Below are 20,846 nucleotides of genomic sequence, written 5' to 3' on the forward strand. Positions count from 1 at the left end.
CGGGGTCATCCCCGGGCCCTTGCCTCAATCTATACCCAGGGTCCATTCAAGAACCCTGCCAACGCGCGTCTGCCTCGCGCGCATGGGCCTGGCGGGTGGCCCACATATCCTGTTCCGTCTGCTGACGCCGCGCGTCATGCCGCGCGGTCTCGGCCCGCCGGCGCTCGAGCAGCTTCTCCAGCGAGAGGCTGTTTCGATGGCGTTCCAGCCACTCCTGGCGCGCCGTCTCCACCTGGGACTCGGCCGCCTGGATGCGCAGATCCTGCTGCTCCAGCGCCGAGCGCAGCTGGTCGCGCATGCCGGCCAGCCACTTCAGCGCATTGGCATCGTCTGGCAGGGTTGCCTGCAGGTATTCCCGCTGATAGGTCTCCAGGCGCTCGCGCTGCCCGGCGATGGCATCCAGTTGCTGCAGCCGCTCGCCCAGCTGGCGCGTCGCCTCGCTTTCCTCGATCTTGCGCAGCCGCAGCAGGCGCTCCAGGCGCTTCGGGTTCATGCCGCGCCACCCCCGACCAGTGCCAGCAGATCATCCCGGGCGCGGTCGAAGCTGACGGCCTCGTCGCGGCCCTGCCCCAGATAGGCCTCCAGGCGTTCATGCATCGCCACCGCCTCGTCCAGATGCGGATCGGCACCCTTGCGGTAGGCCCCCACCGCGATGAGGTCGCGATTGCGCATGTAGGTGGCGGCCAGATCACGAAAGCGGCGGGCCGCGCGTTCGTGTTCCGGAGTGATCAGTGACGACATCACACGCGAGACCGACGCCCCGACATCAATGGCCGGGTAGCGGCCCGTCTCCGCGATCTCCCGCGAGAGCACCACATGGCCGTCGAGGATGGCCCGCGCTGCGTCCACAATGGGGTCGTTCTGGTCATCACCCTCGGCCAGCACGGTGTAGAAGGCCGTGATCGAGCCCCCGCCGACATCGCCATTGCCCGCCCGCTCCACCAGCTGTGGCAGGCGCGCGAACACCGACGCCGCATAGCCTTTGGAAGCAGGCGGCTCGCCAATGGCCATCGCGATCTCGCGCGCCCCCTGGGCAAACCGGGTCAGGGAGTCCATCAGCAGGAGCACGTGCAGCCCCTGGTCCCGGAAATGCTCGGCCACCGCCGTGGCCACCCAGGCACCATGCTGGCGCAGCAGCGGCGACTGATCCGCGGGAACCGCCACCACCACGGTACGGGTACGCGACTCCTCGTCCAGGATCTCGTGGATGAACTCATTCACCTCGCGACCACGCTCGCCGATCAGGCCGACCACGATTACGTCCGCTGTGGTGTTGCGCGTCATCATGCCCAGCAGAACGCTCTTGCCGACCCCCGAACCCGCGAACAGGCCCAGCCGCTGGCCGCGCCCCACCGACAACAGGCCGTTGATCGCCCGGATCCCGACATCCAGCGGCTCGCGCACGGGCGCACGCTGCAGCGGGTTGATCGGACGCCCGGCCAGCGGCCCAAAATCATGGGTGCGGATCGGCCCCTGGCCATCCAGGGGTGCCCCGTTGGCATCGATCACCCGTCCCAGAAGCCCCTCGCCCACCGGGATCTGGCGCTGGTTGTCCAGCGGTTCGATGCGCGCCCCGGGGGTCAACCCGGTGGCCAGCTCCTCCGGCATCAGGAAGGTGCGCTCGTTCTGGAAACCGACCACCTCCGCCGGCACCGGCTCCCCGGTTTCGCCGTGGATCAGGGCGCGCCCGCCAATCGGCAGGCGCAGACCCTCGGCCTCCAGCGTCAGGCCGGTCAGGCGCGACAGATGCCCCTCCGCCTGGGGTGGGTTGACCCGCTCCACGCGACCCCGGGACTGCTGCAACCGGTCCAGAAGCCCCGTGCTCAGACGTTCGCGGCCCTTGCGGCTCAGTTCGTCGATCGGAGTGCTCATGACTCCTCCGCATCCGGGCGGTCGGACGCCTGATGGGCGCTGTCATCCCGGGGCTCGGCGTCAGCGGCCGGGGCATACTCGCCGTTCCACAGGGCCTCGACCGCATGCTGCAAGCGCCGCTCCAGGCTCGCGTCCACGCTCGCCGCGCCCGCCTCCACCCGGCACCCGCCGCGTGCCAGGCCCGGATCCGGGACCCAGGTGATGCGCGCGTCCGCGCGCTCGGCGTAGGTCTCGACCAGCCCCTGGTCCTCCGGGTTCAGATGCACCCGCACCTCCTGGTTGCGTCCCGGCAACTGAGCCAGAGCGCCCTCGAGAACCGCCCGGATCTGCTCCGGCCGGGACTCCAGCTCGCTTTGCACGACCTTGCGCGCCAGGACCGTCACCAGGGCCAAAAGCTCCGGCTCCAGGGCGTCGGCTGCATCGGCCAGCGGATCGGCGAGACTACCGGCCACTGCCTCCAGTGCGGCCACCGTTTCGCGCAGTTTCTTGTCCTCGCGCGCCCGGGCCGCCTTTTCCGCCTCCTTCTGGCCCAGTTCGTGACCTTCGGCATAGCCAGACTCGAAACCGTTCTTGCGCGCCTCTTCCTCGATCGCCTCAATCTCGGCGGCGGTGGGCAGACGGCGCGGGGGATGGACACCGTCGTCACCGATCTCCGGCGGCTCCCACAGCGACGCCGAGGCGTCGGTATACAGCCTGGCCGCCGAGCTGTCGCTCACAACATGGCCTCGCTACCGCCACCGCCAAGCACAATGTCGCCGTTCTCGGCCAGGCGCCGAGCCACCGACAGGATCTCCTTCTGCGCGGCCTCGACCTCGCTGACTCGGACCGGGCCCTTGGCCTCGAGGTCCTCGCGCAGCATCTCGCCGGCGCGCTTGGACATGTTGCGGAAGATCTTGTCCTTCAGGTCGTCGTCGGCGCCCTTCAGCGCAAGCACCAGGGATTCGGTCTGGATCTCGCGCATCAGCGTCTGGATGCCACGGTCGTCGATATCCACCAGGTTATCGAAGACAAACATCTCTTCCTCGATACGCGTGCCCAGATCGGAATCCGACTCCTTGATCGTCTCCATGATCTCGGCCTCCCGCGAACCCTCCATCAGGTTCATGATGTTGGCCGCCGAGCGCACGCCCCCCAGCATCGAGGTCTTGCTCGCCGCATTACCGGAGAGTTGCCGGTCGAGGATCTCGTCGAGTTCCTGCAGGGCCTGGGGCTGCACGCCATCCATGGTGGCGATGCGCATCACGATGTCGGACTGCACCCGCGCGGGCAGGTACTGCAGGGTGTCGGAGGCCTGGTCGGAATCGAGATGGGACAGCACGATGGCCACGATCTGCGGATGCTCATTGCGCAGCATGTCCGCGATGGCGCGCGGGTCCAGCCACTTGAGGGCCTCGATGCCCTTGGAATTGCGTCCCAGCAGGATGCGGTCGATCAGGCCCGAGGCCTTGTCGCCCAGCGCGCTCTCCATGACGCTGCGCACGTATTCGTCGGCGCCCACGCCCAGCGCAGTCTGTTCCTGCACATGGGTGGAGAACTCGTGCAGCGCGGCGTTCACATCGCTGCGCGAGATGCGGTCCATCGAGGCCATGGCGGTGCCGATCTTCTGCACCTCCTTGGGCCCCATGTGGCGCATGACCTCGGCGGCGGCATCCTCGCCCAGGCTCATCATGAACACGGCGGCGCGCTCGGCGCCTTCCAGCTTGGAGTTCTTGTCAGCGGCCATCGTCACCCAACCAGGTCTTCATTACCTGCGCCACGCGCTTGGGATCCTCGCGGACCATCTCGCGCACGGCCTCCAGATCCATCTCCTGCTGATCCGGACCCTTGGGACCCGTCAGCGCGGCCACGGCCGAACCCTCGCTCGGCCCCATGCCGGCCTCGCCGCCGGACTCGTCGGTCAGGGCCTCGCGGTCATCCTCGCGCCGCGGGGGCGGTGCCGGACGCTTCATCAGTTGCTTCATTGCCGGGCGCACCACCGTCAGCAGGATGATCAGGGCCAGCAACAGCGCCGCCACGATCTTCAGCACCTCGATAAACCAGGGCTGCTCCCAGAAGGCGATCTCCTCCGCCGGGATCTCGTCCGCGGGCGCCTCGAACGGCGCGGTCACCACATTGATCGTATCGCCTCGTTCGGCGTTGAATCCAACCGCCTCGCGCACCAATGCCTCGATGCGCTCCAGTTCCTCGGCGTCCCGCGCCACCTGCACCGTCTCGCCGTCCTCGTTGACCTCCTGACGGAAGTCCACGACCACCGCGGTGGAGACCCGGCGCACGCCGCCCGGCATCTCGCGGATGTGGTTGATGCGGCGATCGACCTCGTAGTTTCTGGTCACGTTGGTGCTGCGACTGCCCGGGAGCGGCGCCGGAGCAGCGGCACCTTCCTCGCCCTCTTCCCCGACCACGCCGCCCTCGGGGGGCTGATTGGTCAGCGCGCCCGGGACGCCCCCGGCACCGCCTTCGGGACCCGTGCGCTCTTCCTCCCGGCTTTGTTCGGACCGCAGGGCGATGGTCTCGGGATCGTACAGCTCCTCGGTTCGCTCCACGCGCGAGAAATCAATATCGGCATTGACCTGAACGCGCACCTTGTCGCGCCCGACGATCGGGATCAGGAGATCCCGAACGCGGTCGGTATAGCGGTTCTCCACATCCCGTGTGAAGTTCAGGCGATCGCCACTGCCGCCCATGCCCGCCTCGCCGCCGTCCTGGGTCAGCAGCGTGCCGCGCTGGTCGACCACGGTGACCCGCTCGGGATCCAGATCGGAGGTGCTGGAGGCCACCAGATGCACGATGGCCCCCACCTGCGTCTCGCTCAGGGATCGTCCGCCGCGCAGGTGCACCACCACGGAGGCGCTGGCCGGCCGGCGGTCGCGCACGAACACCGACTGTTCCCCCTCGGCAATGTGCACACGCGCGCGATCCACCGCATCCAGGGAGGCGACCGTGCGCGCCAGCTCGCCTTCCATCGCCCGGTGATGACGCGCCCCCTCGATCATCCGACTGGTGCCAAGCCCGGTGTCCTCCTGCAACAGTTCGAAGCCGAGGTCGCCGGAGCGCGGCAGCCCTTCGCCGGCCAGCTGCAGCCGCGCGTCGGCGACATCGCCCTGCGGGACCTTCACCTGCCCGGTCGTGGAATCCACCTGGTACTGGATGCCGGCCTGCGACAGCACCTGCACGACCTCGGCCGCGTCCTCGGCGTCCATGCGCGGGAACAGCGGCACGTAGGTGGGGCGCATGGCCCAGTAGAGCAGCGCCACGATCACCACGATCGCGCCGGCCAGCATCCCGATCAGGGCAAGCTGGCGGCCCGCGGGCATCCCGTTGAACTCCTTGAATCCCCCGGTCACCACCGCGGGCAGGGACTGTGCATTGTCGGCCATCGTCCGTTCTCTCCCTCAGCCCGTCCGGCCGATCAGACCTGCATCCGCATGATTTCCTGGTACGCCGTCAGCAGCCGGTTGCGTACCTGGTTGGTCGCCTCGAAGGCGATACTGGACTTGCTCATTGCGGTCATCACCTGCGGCAGGCTGACGCTGTCGTCGCCCAGCTCGAAGCGCGTCTGCAGATCCGTAGCGGCCTGCTGGGTCTGGTTCACGCCGCGCAGCGACTCGGTCAGCACGTTCTGGAAATCCGCCCCGCCTACCCGCTGCGGTTCGCGATTGGGCTGGGCCGGGTTGGTCCCCTCGATCCCGCTGGTCTGCGTCAGCTGACGCATCTGCTGCAGGACGTTCTGAATCTGCATCTCGCTCATCTTTCCTACCCTCGGGGGTTCTCGCTATGGCGACCCGGCGGCCTGCACGGACCCCTTGTGCTCCCATGTGCGCGGCTTACCGTTTTCTTCAAAACTCCAAGCAATCCATATGCCAGCCTCGCTGGGCGTCATCCCGACGCCGGAACCGCAAAGCCGTTCTCGCGCAGGCGCGCAATCTTGTAACGCAATGTTCTGGGGCTGATTCCCAGTCGGTCCGCGGCCTCCTTGCGCCGCCCGCCGGACTCGCGCAGGACATTCAGGATCACCCGGCTCTCCTGGGTCTGCAGGGTCTGCTCCAGCATCGGCGTCGGGTTTTCGTCGCTGGCCGACCACTCGGGCGTGTTCATCCGGATCGCCTGATTGCCGGAGTCGCCCGAGCTCCAGGGTGCCAGCATGTCCGCATCCAGCCAGACCGCCTCCAGCGTCACCCGGTCGTCATCGCCTTCGTGCAACGTGATCGCGCGCTCCATCACATTGGCCAGCTCGCGGACATTGCCCGGCCAGTCGTGCTCCCGCAGTCGCCGCTGCGCCGCGGCGTCCAGTTTCCCCAGGCGCCCGCGGCTCAGCCGCCGCAGCAGGGCCTGTGCCAGTGGCACGATATCCTCCGGGCGCTCCCGCAGCGGCGGGATGCAAAGCGGGAAGACGTTCAGGCGGTAATACAGATCCTCGCGCAAGTGGCCTTCGGCCACCGCCTCGCGCAGATCGCGATTGGAGGTGGCGATCACCCGCACATCCACACGCTGTGCCTGGCGCCCGCCCAGCGGCTCTACCTCCCGCTCCTGCAGCGCCCGCAACAGCTTGGCCTGCAGGTGCACGGGGATTTCGGTCACCTCGTCCAGCAGCAGGGTCCCGCCGTGGGCCCGCTGGAACTTGCCGGGCCGGGCCTCCAGCGCACCGGTAAAGGCGCCCTTGGCATGCCCGAAGAGCATCGCCTCCAGCATGGCCTCCGGGAGCGCGGCGCAGTTGATCGCCTCGAACGGCCCGCGGCTGCGGGGGGAGCGCGCGTGCAGCTGCCGCGCCAGGACCTCCTTGCCCACCCCTGACTCGCCGGTCACGAAGACCGTGGCGGCGCTGCGCGCGATCCGCGATACAAAACGATCGATCCCCTGCATCGCAGCACTGCGGGCCACCAGCGCCGGCGCTTCGAATTCCTGCGCCGAGACCAGCAGCGGCCGCAGCCACTCGGCCAGAGCGTCCGCCATCTCCGGCAGGGCAAAGTGCGCGTCCACCCCGGCTCGCATGGCCGACAGCTCGCGTTCGCGACTGGCTTCCAGACTGATCGCGGCGACGCAGGATCGCGGTTCGGGAAGGACTTCTCCGCTCAGGGCGGGTTCACCGCCCAGCAGCACCGCTGCGGGACGGGCCCCTTCCACGGTTTGCGGCAGGTCGGCCGCTTTGCAGGCCTGCAGTCGGACTCGAGGAATCGTGGCCAGGACCCGGACCACGGCCTCGCGCAGTGCCGGTTCGGCATCCACCAACAGGATTGTGGCTCGCGACATGAACGTCTTCCCATAGAGATTCGGGGAAGGTTCAGCAAAAAACGCGCCAGCGTTACAGGTAACTGATTAATTGGGGGTTTATCCAAAACGGGAGGGCAACCCGTCAAGCATCCGTCGACCGTCGCGCGGGAATTCAGGGCTTGTGGTGACGGGATCCCGACCTCCACTACGGTCGGGGCCCGTCTGGCCGGAGGCCGGGTCAGGCCTTGCCGAGCCCGAACTTGCGCATGCGCTCCACGAGTGTGGTGCGGCGCATCCCCAGGCGACGCGCCGCGCGCGCCACCACATGCCCGGTCTCGTCCAGCGCGCGGGTGATCATGTCGCGTTCGAGATCATTGAGGAAGCTGCGCAGATCGACCCCCTCCGGCGGCAGTCCACCGGCCAGCAGGCTGGCGCCCGCCGACCCCGACTCGGTGCCGCCGGGTGTGGGAGAGGTCACGGCCAGATCCTCGATCCCTTCCGGACGGACCCGGGGAGGCAGCTGTGCCAGATCCACCGGGAGATCGGGATACATGATCGCCAGCTGTTCCAGCAGGTTGGCCAGTTCGCGGATATTGCCGGGCCAGTTGAGCTGCCCCAGGTGCGCGACCACGGCCGGCGTCAGGTGGGCCGGGCTCATGCCCTGCTCGCGCAGCCGTTCTTCCAGCGCACCGATCAGTTGCGGCATATCGCTGGTGCGTTCGCGCAGGGGCGGCAATTCGATGGGGAACACGCTGAGGCGGAAGAACAGGTCCTGGCGGAAGCTGCCATCCGCCACCGCGTCATCGCAGGTTGCGATGGGTGGCGGCAATGATTCGGGCCCGCGCCGGGAGCGACTTGTTGGAACCGACACGTTCGAAGACGCGTTCCTGCAGCACGCGCAGCAGCTTCACCTGCATCGGCAGCGGCATGTCGCCGATCTCGTCCAGGAACAGCGTGCCGTCCTCGGCCAGCTCGAAACGCCCCGCGCGGGCCGTGAAGGCACCGGTGAAGGCGCCCTTCTCGTGCCCGAACAACTCGCTCTCCAGCAAGTCTCCGGGGATCGCGCCGCAGTTCACCGCCACGAACGGCTTGTCCGCCCGGTCCGAGGCGTTGTGGATGGCGCGGGCCACCACCTCCTTGCCGGAGCCGGTCTCGCCCAGGATCAGCGCGGTGGCGTCGGTGCGGGCCACCTGGCCCACCAGGCGCTTGACCGCCTGCATGGTCGGATGCGACCCGACCAGCCCGGGCATGTCGTCGTATCCCGGCTCGCGGCCGAACCGAAGCCACTGCAGGACCTGCGAAACCCGCGCGATGGAAAGCGGGTGCTCCACCACGCAGTCCACCCCTTCGCCCTGGACCTCGCCCCCGTCGGTAGGCTGCACGACCACCGCGGCGTCTTCCGTTCGTGCATCCTGCAGCCGGGCGGACAGCTCGGCGGCGGGTCCACAAAGCCAGATCGCGGCGGGGGCGACGTTCTCGAAGGTGCCAGTGGCCGGCTGATGCTCGGCCTCGCAGCCCAGGCAGTTCAGGATCGCCCGGGTGGCATCCGTCGTGCCCGAGTCACCGCTGAGTGCAATACGCATCGCCTGTTGCTGTTCGCCCGGATCCCGCATACCGCTGTGCCCCGATGTTCGCGACCGGATGTGGCAACGGGTGACGCCCGGCCAGCATCCGATGATGTGATCGAGTTCGCAGTATCCTGTCTAATTGCGATTGCCGTCAACTTTCTGGCGTTTCTCCGCCACCTCGCGGCGGTGCAGGCGGAAGATCCACCGCCCGAGCGCCTCTTCCAGAGGCCCCTCGACCCCCGTCCAGCGAGTCATTTGCTGGCCTCCGCGGGTTGTCGGAGTCTCGACACCCAGGACGCAGGGCTGCGGCAGCAAGCGGCTCAAATAGACTTCCACCCGCTCGCAATCCTCGGGCAGCGTGCCCGCGGGCAGCACCATGCCGTGCCCGCTGAGTACCAGCTCGACAGGGTCCGGGCGTTCCGGATGCAGCGACTCCGCCACCAGGTGCAGCAGCAGGTCCAGCTTGTGTTCCAGGCGCTGCACCTCGGGGGCACCCTCGTCCTCGTGGGGCATCGCTCCGCGCGGGTGTGCGTCGTCGAACAGGTCGAGGCTCTCGATCAGGCGCTGCGCCAGCACGGGATCCGTAACCGGGCGTTGCGACGGGCCGATCATCAGAGTCGTCGTAACCCGCAGGTCCTCCCCGAGGAATTCGTCCTTGCTGGCGTCATCCATGTCCGTACCCGCCTCGTCTGTCCGCCGACCAAATGCCTTCGTTATAGACCATCGGCCCGGCGCGCTTCAGCCGACGAATGCGCGCGCATTGCGGAACAGCCGCAGCCACGGTCCATCTTCGCCCCAGTCCGCCGGGTGCCAGCTGTGCTGCACGGTCCGGAACACGCGCTCCGGGTGCGGCATCATGATCAGCGCGCGACCGTCCTCGCTGGCAAAGCCCGTGGCGCCGCCCACGGAGCCATTGGGGTTCGCCGGGTACTGCGACGCCGGCGTGTCATCGGCCTCGACATAGCGCAGCGCGGCCTGGTCGTGGACCGGCGCCCCGTCGGCATAGTGGGTACGCCCCTCCCCGTGCGACACCGCCACCGGCAGCACCGAGCCGGCCATCCCCTCCAGCAGGATCGCCGGGCCCGGTTCGATCCGCACCTGGGACAGGCGCGCCTCGAACTGCTCGGAACGGTTGCGCACGAATCGCGGCCAGTGGCCCGCCCCCGGAATCAGCGGGGCCAGGTGGGACAGCATCTGGCAGCCATTACAAACCCCCAGGGTGAAGGTCTCGGGGCGTTCGAAGAACGCCTGGAAGGCATCCCGCAGCGCCGGGTGGTTGAGGATGGTCTGCGCCCAGCCCCCACCGGCACCCAGCACATCGCCGTAGGAGAATCCACCACAGGCGGCCACGCCCTGCATCGAACCCAGATCCTGGCGACCGTCCAGCAGGTCGGTCATGTGCACGTCCACCGGGGCAAACCCCGCGCGCTCGAAGGCCGCCGCCATCTCCAACTGGCCGTTAACACCCTGCTCGCGCAGGATCGCGATTCGGGGGCGTTCCCCGCGCGCGATCATCGGCGCGGCCACGTCCTCGGCGGGATCGAAGGTGACCCGCGGCTGCAGGCCGCCGTCGGCGTCCACCCGGGCGAGCTCCTCGTCGGCGCACTCCGGATCGTCCCGCAGCCGCTGCATCCAGGCCGAGGTCTCCTGCCAGTGGCGCTGCAACGCCGCGCGCGTGGCGGAGAAGGCCTCCTGGTCGCCATGGCGGATCACCACGCGCTCGTCGTCGGTCCGTCGGGCCACCGGATGCAGATGCGCCTCCAGGCCAGCCGCCGCCATCGCGTCGCGCAGGGCCGATTCGGCACCGGGCGCGACCTGCACCACGGCGCCCAGCTCCTCGTTGAACAACCACGCCCCCGGCGCTTGACCCTCCGGGACCGCGATCTCCAGCCCGCAACGCCCGGCAAAGGCCATCTCCAGCAGGGTCGTGATCAGGCCGCCGTCGGAGCGATCGTGATAGGCGCGCAGCAGGCCGTTGCGACGCAGGGTCGTAATGGCCTCGAAGAAGGCGCGCAGGCGTGCGGCATCGACCACGTCCGGCGGGGTCGCGCCGACCTGCCCATAGGCCTGGGCCAGGGCGGAGCCGCCCAAGCGGCCATGGCCCTCCCCCAGATCGATCAGCCAGAGCCGGTCATCGGCCTCTGGGTCGGGCTGCGGCGTCAGCGTCCGGCGCGCATCGGCCACCGGGGCAAACCCGGATACGATCAGCGATACCGGCGCGTGCATGTGCCGCGCCTGCCCGTCCGCGGTCTCCCAGACCGTCCGCATGGACAGCGAATCCTTGCCCACCGGGATCGAGATGCCCAGTGCCGGGCACAGGTCCTCCGCGATCGTGCGGACGGTGTCGAACAGGTTGGCGTCCTCCCCGGGCACGCCGGCCGCGGCCATCCAGTTGGCGGACAGACGGATCGCGTGCGTACCGTCGATATCCGCCGCCGCCAGATTGGTCACCACCTCCCCGATCGCCATACGCCCGGAGGCCGGGGCCGACAGGATCGCCAGCGGCGTGCGCTCGCCCATGGCCATCGCCTCGCCGGTATAGCCGTCGAAGTCGGTCAGCGTCACCGCGCAATCCGCCACGGGGACCTGCCACGGCCCCACCATCTGATCGCGCGCGACGAGGCCGCCCACGCTGCGGTCCCCGATGGTGATCAGGAAGTGCTTCGCGGCCACCGACGGCATGTGCAGCACCCGCTCCAGCGCCTCCCCCAGCGGACAGGCCTCGGCATCGAACGCCGTTTCCGGCGGTGGCAGGCGCCGGTCCTCGCGCGTCATCCGCGGCGTCTTGCCCAGCAGCATGCCCATGGGCATGTCCACCGGCGGTTCGTGGAACAGGCTGTCCTCGACCTTCAGATGACCCTCGTCGGTCGCCCGGCCCACCACCGCAAACGGCGCCCGTTCACGCGCGGCCAGGGTGCGGAAGGTCTCGAGATGCTCGGCGGCGATCGCCAGGACGTAGCGTTCCTGTGCCTCGTTGCACCACAGCTCCATCGGCGACAGGCCGGGCTCCGCGGTCGGCAGGTCCCTGAGCTGGATCACGCCCCCGCGCCCGGCGTCGTCGAGGATCTCCGGGATCGCATTGGACAGCCCGCCGGCGCCCACGTCGTGGATCGACAGGATCGGGTTGCCCGCCCCCAGGGCCGTGCAGCGATCGATCACCTCCTGGCAGCGGCGCTCCATCTCCGGATTGCCGCGCTGTACCGAGGCGAAGTCCAGTTGCTCGGAGCTCGCCCCGCTGGCCATGGAAGAGGCCGCGCCGCCCCCCAGCCCAATCAGCATGGCCGGACCGCCCAGCACCACGATCGGGGTCCCCGCTGGCACATCCTGCTTGTGCACGTGCTCGCCACGGATCGACCCGACCCCGCCGGCCAGCATGATCGGCTTGTGGTAACCGTACAGCGTCTCGCCACCCGCCGGATTCGGCAGCGCCATCTCCAGCGTACGGAAGTATCCGGCCAGCGCCGGACGGCCGAACTCGTTATTGAAGGCCGCCGCGCCAATCGGGCCATCCAGCATGATCTGGCGCGCGCTCTCGATGCGCCCGGGCCGGCCGAAGTCGCGCTCCCAGGGCTGCTCGCGGCCCGGGATCCGCAGGTTCGATACGGAGAAGCCAGTAAGCCCTGCCTTCGGCTTGGAGCCTTGCCCGGTGGCGCCCTCGTCGCGGATCTCGCCCCCGGAACCCGTCGCGGCGCCGGGGAACGGCGAGATCGCGGTCGGGTGGTTGTGGGTCTCCACCTTCATCAGGATCGGCAGATCCAGCGTTTCACGTCGGTATTCACCGGTGATCGCATCCGGCATCAGGCGCACGCCCGTGTGACCGGCGATCACCGAGGCGTTGTCGCTGTAGGCCGACAACACCCCCTCGGGATGGCGCGCATGGGTCTGGCGGATCATCCCGAACAGCGTGCGTTCGTCGGCCTCGCCATCCAGCACCCAGGCGGCATTGAAGATCTTGTGCCGGCAGTGCTCCGAGTTCGCCTGCGCGAACATCATCAGCTCGGCGTCGGTCGGAGCACGCCCCAGCGCGGAGTATCCGTCCGCCAGGTAGTCGATCTCGTCCGGGGACAGCGCCAGTCCCAGCTCCCCGTTCGCGCGCTCCAGGGCGGCGCGGGCGTCCTCGCCCAGCTCCACGCGCGCCAGCGAGCGCGGCGTCTCGCTGTGAAAGAGCTGTGCCGCGGCCGCGGGATCCTCGATCACCGCCTCGGTCATGCGGTCGTGCAGCAGCGCGGCCAGCGCCTCCAGGTCCGCGCCGGCCGCCGCGTCGCCCCCGATCTGCCAGTGAATGCCGCGCTCGATCCGTTCGACCGCGTCCTCCAGCCCGGCGTGATGGGCAATCTCGGTGGCCTTCGACGACCACGGGCTGATCGTGCCGAAGCGCGGGATCACCACCAGCTCTCGCTGCACGGCGAACTCGGGGGCCACCCAGGTCTCGCCCTCCCGCAGCAGGCGCGTGAGCACCGCCTCCTCGTCCGGCGTCAACCGCCGCCGGGTCTCCACGAAATAGACAAACCGCGCGGCCAGCGGGCCCGCGCCCGGTACGCTTGCCCGCAGCCCTGCCTCCAGAGCCCGCAGCCGAAACGGCGAGACCGCCGCGCCCCCTTCCACAACCCGCATTGCGCTTCCTCGAACCGGACGTGCCAAAAGCAGCGCATTGTACCGGACCCGCCCCCCGCGCGGGACCTGCCAACCCGGCGCATCTGCCCCATTCGAAGCCGAAGTACGGCATTTTCACCACGAAGCACACGAAGGCACGAAGAAGTGCAAGGGCGACCCGCGGGAAGCCAGGAAGCTAGCGCAGGTCATCTCATAGATGCCCCGGCCCCGCGGACCGGTCCATTCCAGAGCAAATTATCCAAACCCTTCCCAAGCGCCCCGTCTTCCTGTAGACCGCTCTAGACCTGGCCCTCCTTCGTGCCTTCGTGAGCTTCGTGGTGAACCCGCCCTTGACCTGCTCCTGGACGACAATCACATGGCCTGGGAACTTCGGATGCGTTACCATGTCCATGAAGTACTTGGGGGCGACTTGGCTTCGACGCGGGTCGCGAAACCTTAGGTGCATGCCGAGGCTGTAGTGGACCTCGTAAAAACCGCTGCAAGAAAATAGTTGCCAACGACGACAACTACGCACTCGCCGCTTAAAAACCGGTAGATGCCGTCCGACTGGAGCCGTGCTTATGCGTCCAGTATCGGGCGTCGACTCTCATAAGCTCGTGGTGAAGCGTGCCCGGCGTGGATCCATTAAAACTCAACCGGGATCGCCAGTTGCATTCCCTGCCTGTCGGGTAGCGGCTGGTTAAACTCAAAGACAGAATAAGCATGTAGAGCCGAAGGCGGAGGTCCTGCGGACGCGGGTTCGATTCCCGCCGCCTCCACCAAATTAGACCGACCAATCAAGCGCCTGCGGGCGCTTTTTTGTTTGCATTCGAGGTAGATGCATGGCCGTGTACCAGGACACCCTGACCCAGCAGACCCGCGGCCGCGGCACGCTGAACATCACCCAGGCCGTGGAGCACATCGTCCGTGCCTCTGGCATCACCACCGGCACCTGCCACGTCTTCCAGCACCACACCAGCGCCTCGCTGCTGGTCACCGAGAACGCCGATCCCGACGTCCGCCACGACCTGGAAACCCTGATCGCCCGCATGGCCCCGGACGGCGACCCCGCCTACCGCCACGACATGGAAGGCGACGACGACATGGCGGCCCACGCCCGGGCCATGCTCACGCACAACGACCTGACGCTCCCCGTCGGCCAGGGGCGGCTGATCCTCGGCACCTGGCAGGGCGTCTTCCTGTGGGAACACCGCTACGCCGCCCACACGCGCCGGCTGACCATTACCGTGCAGGGCGAATAACGCCCGACTCAGTCGCGCTGCACGTGGACCGTGATCTCCTCGCGGTCGTGGTAAAGCTGTCGCGCCTGCATCCGGTGGGCGATCCGGGCATCCAGCAGGCGCTCCTCGATATGGTCCAGGCACTGGTCCACCGTCTGCCAGCGCCGTTTCATCGGCAGCTTCAGGTTGAAGATCGCCTCGCGACACCAGCCCGCCTCCAGCCAGTCCGCCATGCGCGCCGCCACGCGCCCCGGCTTGTCGACGATGTCGCAGACCAGCCAGGTCACCGGATTCGGGGGTTCCCACGAAAACGCATCCTCGCGGTGATGCTCCACCTGGGTGGTCGCCATCAAGCGGTCATCCATCGGCCCGTTGTCCACCGCGTGCACGTACATCCCGCGGCGTACCAGTTGCCAGGTCCAGCCACCGGGCGCCGCCCCGAGATCCACGGCCTGCATGCCTTGCGCCAGGCGCGTGTCCCAGTCCTCCCGGGGGATGAAGGTATGCCACGCCTCTTCGAGCTTCAGGGTCGAACGGCTGGGGGCCTCGCGCGGCGAGCGCAGGTGCAGGATGCCGCCCGGCCACTCGCTGCGCTCCCCCGGCCGGCTCACACCGAGCTGCACGCAATCGCCCGCATGCCAGAAGACATGCAGCCGCTGCCCATCCGCCTGCGCCCGCAGCACCCCGCGCTTGCGCAGCACCGCGGCCAGCGGCCGTTCGACCGCCTTGACCAGGCGGCGCAGCCCCTTCCCTTCGTTGGTATCCGGCATCTCGTGCCAGACGGAATCCACTGCCAGGCCGGAGGCCTCCGCCTGCTCGATGATTGGCGTCAGCCGGTCCGCGCGATCCAGCCCCTCGAGGACCGGAAACGCCGGGAACACCTGCCGCGCGAAGATCAGCGCAGAAAATGGAAGCGCCCCCGCGAGCGCTTCGACGGAGCCGTCTGCCGGCTCGAAATGAACCGAGCCGCTGCCGGCGTGCACGCGCGCGAAGCCAGCCAGCCCCGCCCGCGCCGCGCGGTCGGTCAGCTCCGCCGTCAGATCCGCCTCGAACCCCGGCCGGCAGTACAGCAACAGGCCCGAGAAGCCCGGTCCGTTTGTCTCCATCTCCGGATCGCTCCCACAAAAAAGCCGCCGTGCAGGCAGTGCACGGCGGCTGCGAGACTAACCGGCCCGCTCGCGCGGGCCAAGCCAGAGGGGTCGATCAGCGATCCAGACCGGGATCGCCCTCGACGTTCTTCAGTCGCGGCAGGTAGGGCTTGCCGGGGCTGATGGTGTCGTGCTCGCGCAGGTAGTTGGCGACCACGTCCCAGACCGGGTCCGTATCCAGCGGCTCGTGGACATTCGCCCAGCCGGCGACCACGTACTTCCTGTCCGGATCCAGCGGCTCGCCGTTGATGTGCATATCACTGATGCGGCTGCCCATGGATTCATGCGGATCGATGGTGTACTCGATCCCCGAGGTCCGGACCATGTCGCCCCCCCGGTGGTGATAGGGGTTGGAGTTGAAGATCGAGTTGGCCACGTCCTCCAGCGCGTTCTTCAACTGCTCGCCGGTCATCTCGTTGCGCTGGGTCTCCGAGTAGGTGGTCGCGGTCTGCGTCATCAGCTCCTCGAAGGTGATGGGCGAGCCCGGCAGCACACTCACGCCCCAGCGGAAGCCCGGCGAGAGGGCCACCTCGGCATCCATCTCCTTGATCATCGCGTCCATGATCACTTCGTCGAAGGTGCCGTTGAAGTTGCCGCGGCGATACAGCACGCCGTCGGTAACCGCCAGCTCTTCGCTCAGCTTGTCCTCGTAGGGCTCGCGAACCTTGCGGATATGCTCTTCCATCTCCGCGTCCGCCTCGATCAGGTTGGAGAACACCGGCAGCAGCGTGAACTTGTAGTCGCGGATGCCGCTGTCGGTCACATCCAGGTCCATCACGCCCACGAACTTGCCGTTGGAACCGGCGTTGGTCACCAGGGTCCGCTCGCCGCCGGCATTCTCGATCTCCATCGCCCCGGGCACGGCATCGTGGGTGTGGCCACCCAGGATCACGTCCACGTCGCGCAGGCGGCGGGCCATCTCCATGTCCGTGACCATACCGTTGTGCGAAAGGATTGCGACCACCTTGGCGCCCTTCTCGCGGCATTCGTCGATCATGCGCTGCATGTTGTCGTCGCGGATGCCGAAGCTCCAGTCCGGGAACATGTAGTCGGGGTTGGCCACCGAGGTATACGGGAAGGCCTGGCCGATCACCGCCACCGGGACCCCGTTCATCTCGCGGATGGTGTAGGGCTCGAAGACCGGGTCGCCCCAGTCGCGATCCTCGATGTTCTGCGCCAGAAACTCGATGTTGTTGGGCTTGAAGTCGTTCTCGATGACCTCCATCACCCGTTCGTCGCCAAAGGTGAACTCCCAGTGGCCGACCATGATGTCCACGCCCAGCAGCTTCTGCGCATCCACCATGTCCTGGCCGTTGGTCCACAGCGACGTGGCCGAGCCCTGCCAGGTGTCGCCTCCGTCCAGCAACAGGGAGTTCGGGCGTTCCGCTCGGAGCTTCTGGATCAGCGTGGACAGGTGGGAGAACCCGCCCAGGCGTCCGTACTTCTCGGCCGCATATTTGAAATCCATGTGCGTCACGGCGTGCGCAAGCGGCGTACCGGGCTTGATGTCGAAGTATTCCAGCAGTTCCTTCCCGGCCATCACCGGCGGCTTGCCCTGCATGTCGCCAACCCCGATGTTCACGTCCGGCTCGCGGAAGTACACCGGCTTCAGCTGCGCGTGGCAGTCGGTGTAGTGCAGCAGCGAGACATTGCCGAACTTCGGCAGGTCATACATATCCGCATCGGCCGGTCGCCAGGATCCCTTCTCGCCAGCCCAGGCATTCATCGAGAAGCCGGCGGCGCTTGCGGCCACCATGGCCTCCAGGAACTCTCGGCGTGTCAGACTCATGTCGCTCTCCTTGGTGATCTTCTGGATTTCTCGTCAAACGACGGGGCATTACCGCGGCCCCACGCAGTTCCCGACGCGCAAAAACCATTAATGTTCCGCCAGAGCCGGCCAAGCGAGCCTGCGATAACCACATTTTCCCGGACATGGGCAGGAGAAGCGCCCACCTTCGCCACCCCTTCCCGCGAGATCGCGAAACTTTGAATTCCTGAGGAATGCGTCACAGTTCGGCAGGCAATCGACACAAAAAAGCCTGCTATCCGGAGATAGCAGGCCAAGACGCGACATACACCGTCGGAAGCATCCGGCCGCCTGCACGCTGGGGGATCGTGCGCTCCTTGGCGGCCGTTGTTCGGATCCGACGGTTTCAGGCTAGTCAGCCATCCGCCGGTCTTTCTTGATCCAGATCAATAGATCCCCCAATCCGTGGACCTGGCTGTGGTTCCGGCCCTGGATCCGGGCCATGCGGCATCAGCTTCAGGCCGCGTACTTGCCCTGGGCCGCCAGCCCGTTGTCGCGGGCGCGCTCGTACACCGTCTGCTGGGCCTTCTCGAAGTTGGCGCCCATGTCCTTGCCCCACAGCTCCATCGCCGCCTGCTGCATGCCGCGACCATAGGAGAAGGACAGCGGCCACGGGGCCCCGCCGATGCGGTTCATCGCATCCAGGTGATTGGTGGCGTCGGCATCGCTCTGCCCACCGGAGAGGAACACGATCCCGGGCAGGATCGCCGGCACCGCGGACTCCAGGCAGCGCAGCGTCGCATGCGCGACATCCTCCACGCTGGCCTGCTCGGGGCAGTCCTTGCCCGGCAGCACCATGCTGGCCTTCAGGATGGTGCCCTCCAGCAGGACATGATGCTCGTAGAGCGCCTTGAACACCGCGCGCTGGGTCGCCTCGGTCACGCCGTAGCAGGTCTCGATGTCGTGACTGCCGTCCATCAGGACCTCCGGCTCCACGATCGGGACGATGCCCTGCTCCTGGCACAGCGCGGCATACCGCGCCAGCGCGTGCGCATTCGACTCGATGCAGGTGTCGGTGGGCATGGTGTCGCCAATCGTGATCACCGCGCGCCACTTGGCGAACCGCGCGCCCATTTTGGCGTATTCCTCCAGGCGTTCGCGCAGGCCATCCAGGCCCTCGGTCACCTTCTCGCCGGGGAACCCGGCCAGGTCCTTCGCGCCGGTATCCACCTTGATGCCCGGCAGGATGCCGGACTCGTTCATTACGTCGACGAACGGCTTGCCGTCGCGGGTCGACTGGCGGATGGTCTCGTCATACAGGATCGCGCCCGAGATGTACTCGTTGAGCTGCGGCGTGGTCAGCAGCAGTTCGCGATAGGTCCGCCGGTTCTCCTCGGTGTTCTCGACCCCGACCGCGCCGAGCCGCTTGCCGATCGTCCCGGTGGATTCATCGATGGCGATGATGCCCTTGCCGGGGGCCACCATCGCTTCGGCCGTCTCTACCAACTGATCGATCTTCATGCCTGCTCCTTGCGTTGCTGCTTGGGAATTCGAAGAGTAGTCACCTACCCCGGGTTCTTCCAACACGGGTCCTTCCAACCCGACAGGCGAAACCCCAGCACAGTTTCCCGAACAGCACGAAAGGCCGTGTTCGCGACGCACAAAAACCGCTCAGACGTACATGCCCGCCGCGTACCCGGAGGCCCAGGCCCACTGGAAGTTGTGCCCGCCCAGATGCCCGGTCACGTCCACGACCTCGCCAATAAAATAGAGCCCCGGGATCGAGCGGCACTCCATCGTCTTCGAGGACAGGGCGGCGGTATCCACCCCGCCCAGCGTCACCTCCGCGGTGCGGTAGCCCTCGGTCCCGGACGGCCAGACCGTCCAGGGCTGACAAACCCCCGTTACCTGCTCGATATCGGCATTGCTCAGGCGCTCCAGCGGCCGGTTCTCCACCCACAGCTCGCACCAGCGCTGCGCAACCCGGCGGGTCAACTGCTCCCCCAGCACGCTCTTCAGCTCCAGTTTCGGGCGCTGCTCCCGCAGCTCGCGCAGATGGGCGGCCAGGTCCATGCCCGGGAACAGATCGATCGCCACCGGCTCCCCCTCCACCCAGTACGACGAGGCCTGGAGCACCGCCGGCCCGCTGAGCCCGCGATGCGTGAACAGCAGGTTTTCCCGAAACCCCATGCCCCCGGCGGTGGTCACCGTGTCCAGCGACACACCCGACAGCCCCTCCAGCTCCTCCAGGGGCCGCCCGCTCAGGGTGAACGGCACCAGGGCCGGCCGGGTGGGCTGGACCGCCAGGCCCAGCGAACGCGCCAGGTCCAGCCCGAAGCCCGTGGCCCCCATGCGCGGGATCGAATAACCGCCCGTGGCGATCACCAGCGACTCGCAGGCAATGGCATCCCCGCCGGCCTGCAGCCGATGCGGCGCCCCTGTGGCCACATCCGTCACCGGTGTATCCGTGCGCACGGTCACGCCGGCCGCCGCGCACTCGTCCAGCAGCATCCGCACGATGTCCTTCGACGACCGGTCACAGAACAGCTGCCCAAGCTTCTTCTCGTGGTACGGGATACCGTGCTTCTCCACCAGGGCGATAAAGTCCCACTGGGTGTAGCGGCTGAGCGCGGACTTCACGAAATGCGGATTCGCGGAGATGAAATTCTCCGGCTCGCAGTACATGTTGGTGAAGTTGCAGCGCCCGCCACCGGACATCAGGATCTTCTTGCCCACCCGGTTGGCGTGGTCCAGCACCAGCACCCGCCGCCCGCGCGCGCCTGCCGTCAGCGCACACATCAGCCCGGCCGCGCCGCCGCCGATCACGACCACGTCGAAGTCCACTGTTGCCGCCCCCAGTTCCGTCACCACGCGTTCCCCGAGGACAGCGGGATGTGGCGCAGCCGCCCGCCCACGCTCAGCGCACCCACTCCTTGCGCACCACCAGGGTCTGCGCAATCAGGTCGTGCAGCGCCTGCCGGCGCCGGGTGAAGGCCACCATGATGTAGCCGATCATCAGGATCATCCCGGACAGAATGGTCGCGAAATGCCGCCCGGTCGCGCGCAGGAACGAGATCCGCTCGCCGTTGAAATCCACCACCCGCAGCCCGAACACCATCTTGCCCAGCGTTGCCTGATACCGGGAGCTGTGCATGCCCGCCCAGTACAGCCAGGCCACCAGCATATTCACCAGAAACCAGGCCACCTCCGCCGGCGGCACCGGCTCATCCGGTCCGCGAACCGCCATCGTCTCCGGGCTGATCACGGCCTGCGCGACGATCTGCGGCACCCCGATGATCACACCATCCACCAGATAGGCCCCGACGCGGACCCAGAACCCGCCATAGGCCGCGCGGTCCTCGGGCGGGCCGTCGTGCCCGCCGCCTCCGGCCGCCATCGGCGCTCCGCACTGGATGCAGAACCGCGCGTCCGGCGGGTTCTGCTTGCCACACTCTCCACATTCCATGAT

General features: G+C 67.8%; 15 protein-coding genes, 1 other RNA gene and 1 pseudogene. 2 read left to right on the plus strand and 15 right to left on the minus strand.

Features of this window, described 5'->3' with window-relative positions; all coding sequences use genetic code 11:
- Positions 1-46: 46 nt before the first annotated feature.
- From fliJ to purL, 10 genes and pseudogenes are all read right to left on the minus strand, one after another.
- Entirely contained in the window at positions 47-493 is a 447-nt protein-coding gene (gene fliJ, locus F627_RS0106180; protein WP_018866249.1) for a flagellar export protein FliJ, read from the minus strand.
- Entirely contained in the window at positions 490-1,872 is a 1,383-nt protein-coding gene (locus F627_RS0106185; protein ID WP_019583578.1) for a FliI/YscN family ATPase, read from the minus strand. Before F627_RS0106185 ends, fliJ begins: the two co-directional genes overlap by 4 nt.
- Entirely contained in the window at positions 1,869-2,588 is a 720-nt protein-coding gene (locus F627_RS0106190) for a FliH/SctL family protein (protein WP_018880659.1), read from the minus strand. The genes F627_RS0106185 and F627_RS0106190 overlap by 4 nt, the downstream gene beginning before the upstream one ends.
- Positions 2,585-3,595: a flagellar motor switch protein FliG gene (fliG, locus tag F627_RS0106195; RefSeq protein WP_018866246.1), complete on the minus strand. Its 1,011-nt coding sequence runs from the start codon at positions 3,593-3,595 to the stop codon at positions 2,585-2,587. Before fliG ends, F627_RS0106190 begins: the two co-directional genes overlap by 4 nt.
- Positions 3,585-5,249, minus strand: a complete 1,665-nt coding sequence (fliF, locus tag F627_RS0106200; protein ID WP_018866245.1) for a flagellar basal-body MS-ring/collar protein FliF — start codon at positions 5,247-5,249, stop codon at positions 3,585-3,587. Before fliF ends, fliG begins: the two co-directional genes overlap by 11 nt.
- A 32-nt stretch (positions 5,250-5,281) precedes the next feature.
- Positions 5,282-5,620 (minus strand): flagellar hook-basal body complex protein FliE, encoded by a 339-nt coding sequence (gene fliE / locus F627_RS0106205; RefSeq protein WP_018866244.1) that lies wholly within the window; start codon positions 5,618-5,620, stop codon positions 5,282-5,284.
- 128 nt (positions 5,621-5,748) lie between these two features.
- Positions 5,749-7,119: a sigma-54-dependent Fis family transcriptional regulator gene (locus tag F627_RS0106210; protein ID WP_018880660.1), complete on the minus strand. Its 1,371-nt coding sequence runs from the start codon at positions 7,117-7,119 to the stop codon at positions 5,749-5,751.
- A 199-nt stretch (positions 7,120-7,318) separates the two neighbouring features.
- A pseudogene (locus F627_RS15580) lies at positions 7,319-8,693 on the minus strand (sigma-54 interaction domain-containing protein).
- A 90-nt stretch (positions 8,694-8,783) separates the two neighbouring features.
- Positions 8,784-9,320: a PilZ domain-containing protein gene (locus F627_RS0106220; protein WP_019583579.1), complete on the minus strand. Its 537-nt coding sequence runs from the start codon at positions 9,318-9,320 to the stop codon at positions 8,784-8,786.
- Positions 9,321-9,386: 66 nt separating this feature from the next.
- Positions 9,387-13,262 (minus strand): phosphoribosylformylglycinamidine synthase, encoded by a 3,876-nt coding sequence (purL, locus tag F627_RS0106225; RefSeq protein ID WP_019583580.1) that lies wholly within the window; start codon positions 13,260-13,262, stop codon positions 9,387-9,389.
- A 400-nt stretch (positions 13,263-13,662) separates the two neighbouring features.
- Here purL and ssrA point away from each other — a divergent pair.
- Positions 13,663-14,023, plus strand: a transfer-messenger RNA (tmRNA) gene (gene ssrA, locus F627_RS16345).
- 60 nt (positions 14,024-14,083) lie between these two features.
- Entirely contained in the window at positions 14,084-14,503 is a 420-nt protein-coding gene (locus F627_RS0106230) for a secondary thiamine-phosphate synthase enzyme YjbQ (RefSeq protein ID WP_018866240.1), read from the plus strand.
- An 8-nt stretch (positions 14,504-14,511) separates the two neighbouring features.
- Here the strand turns inward: F627_RS0106230 and rlmM are convergent, their stop codons facing one another.
- The 5 genes from rlmM to F627_RS0106260 form a co-directional block, all read right to left on the minus strand.
- Positions 14,512-15,588: a 23S rRNA (cytidine(2498)-2'-O)-methyltransferase RlmM gene (rlmM, locus tag F627_RS0106235; RefSeq protein ID WP_019583581.1), complete on the minus strand. Its 1,077-nt coding sequence runs from the start codon at positions 15,586-15,588 to the stop codon at positions 14,512-14,514.
- 97 nt (positions 15,589-15,685) lie between these two features.
- Entirely contained in the window at positions 15,686-17,419 is a 1,734-nt protein-coding gene (soxB, locus tag F627_RS0106240) for a thiosulfohydrolase SoxB (RefSeq protein ID WP_018866238.1), read from the minus strand.
- 474 nt (positions 17,420-17,893) lie between these two features.
- The gene (locus F627_RS0106250) at positions 17,894-18,898 is read right to left on the minus strand and encodes a class I fructose-bisphosphate aldolase (protein WP_018866236.1); all 1,005 of its coding nucleotides are present in this window, start codon (positions 18,896-18,898) and stop codon (positions 17,894-17,896) included.
- A gap of 150 nt (positions 18,899-19,048) precedes the next feature.
- A complete protein-coding gene (locus tag F627_RS0106255) occupies positions 19,049-20,221 on the minus strand; it encodes an NAD(P)/FAD-dependent oxidoreductase (RefSeq protein ID WP_019583583.1) in 1,173 nt (390 codons plus the stop codon).
- Between the two features lie 73 nt (positions 20,222-20,294).
- Positions 20,295-20,843: an RDD family protein gene (locus F627_RS0106260; RefSeq protein WP_019583584.1), complete on the minus strand. Its 549-nt coding sequence runs from the start codon at positions 20,841-20,843 to the stop codon at positions 20,295-20,297.
- Positions 20,844-20,846: the final 3 nt, after the last annotated feature.

It is taken from the genome of Thioalkalivibrio sp. ALE16 (assembly GCF_000381305.1).
Lineage (GTDB): Bacteria > Pseudomonadota > Gammaproteobacteria > Ectothiorhodospirales > Ectothiorhodospiraceae > Thioalkalivibrio.